The organism is Pedobacter sp. HMWF019, assembly GCF_003061025.1.
In the GTDB taxonomy this organism is placed as follows: domain Bacteria; phylum Bacteroidota; class Bacteroidia; order Sphingobacteriales; family Sphingobacteriaceae; genus Pedobacter.
In genome coordinates this window covers 1-1,407 of sequence record NZ_QAIL01000368.1, presented here as the reverse complement: position 1 = coordinate 1,407, position 1,407 = coordinate 1, and the positions used below count along the sequence as shown (strand labels likewise).

The window sequence follows — 1,407 nt, the reverse complement described above, 5'->3', positions numbered from 1 at the left end:
GTTGATATCAGACCCCGGGTAAGAAACCACACATCTGAAACCAATGTACGACCTTGCCTGGTCCTGGTACTCATAAGTAGCTACGGAATTCTGCAAAAAGAAACCAATATCTTTCCATGAACCGCCGCGAACAACTTTACGTTTCAGGTATTTGCTGTCCGAAGGTTTAGCCACATAAGTAAAGTTCGGGTTAAAGTCTGAAAGCATTGGAGCGGCAGACTGATTGTAAGCCGTTACCGTCCATTCAGCCACATTACCTGCCATATTGTACAAGCCATAATCATTCGGAAAATACGATTTAACATTAACCGTATACAAACCACCATCATCAGAGTAATTTCCACGCCCAACTTTAAAATTAGCCTGCATACAGCCTTTGGCATTACGTACATAAGGACCTCCCCAAGGGTATTTTGTTTTCACATTTCCACCTCTTGCTGCATATTCAAACTCAGCATCCGTTGGCAGCCTGTATTCTGGTCTTGCATTCAAAGGCATTCTTCTCGAAGCAGCAACCGACTGATAGAACCGGGTTCTCCATACACAAAAAGCATTAGCCTGCTCCCAGGTTACACCTACAACAGGATAATTGTCATACGACGGGTGGTTAAAATAGGTTTTAACCATCGGGTCGTTCTGAGAATAAGAAAAGTCTACTTTCCAAACCAATGTATCCGGATAAACCGCAACAGAAGGAAACTCATTTGGTTTACTTGGGTCTGGAGAATCTACATAACTCTGTATAAAATCCTTACGGTTTTTTGTTTTGTCCTTTCTTCCCTGTACGGCAAGGTCAAGGTTAACAATACTATAAGAATATTTGAGTTTTCGAATATCAATTTCATGTCTTCCGGGAAGGGCATCGTCACCACTATAGTACAGATCTGATAGCTTACTGGCATAAGCATTATTTCTTCCTTTCCACAGATCGCCTGCTTTTCTCCAGTCAATGTCTCTGTTGGAGGTCAGAGTTGCACCACCCTGGGTAGTTGGTACAGGCTTAAATAAATTAGGTGCGCCACTTGGGCCAAGCATAGTAATGGCAATGGAATCTCTTACCCAATTTACAAACTGCCGGTACTCCGCATTTGTAATTTCTGTTTGATCCATATAGAACGCACTAAAAGAGGTCATTCTGCTTGGAGCGCTCTGAGTGTTGTTGATATCCTCATCTGACATGCCAATGAGCGTTCGGCCTGGGGGGATATAAACCATCCCCAATGGGATTCTATTATTTTTGAATTTCTTGTTGTAAACACCGACCAGTTCGCCCTGACCGCCTTTTCCGCAACTGGAAAATAATGCTGCAACAACAATAAAACCAAAAAAGTAAATTTTTCTCATATTCTACTGAAGCAATTTTATAACAATTTTATCAATAATCATTGATATAAACAATTATTAAGC

The 1,407-nt window shown here is 41.3% G+C and carries 1 protein-coding gene; it reads right to left on the bottom strand.

The genetic code is table 11. From position 1 onward, the window contains the following. On the bottom strand, positions 1 to 1,344 hold a 1,344-nt coding region (locus DBR11_RS20180), incomplete at its 3' end, for an SUMF1/EgtB/PvdO family nonheme iron enzyme (RefSeq protein ID WP_108554426.1). Positions 1,345 to 1,407: the final 63 nt, after the last annotated feature.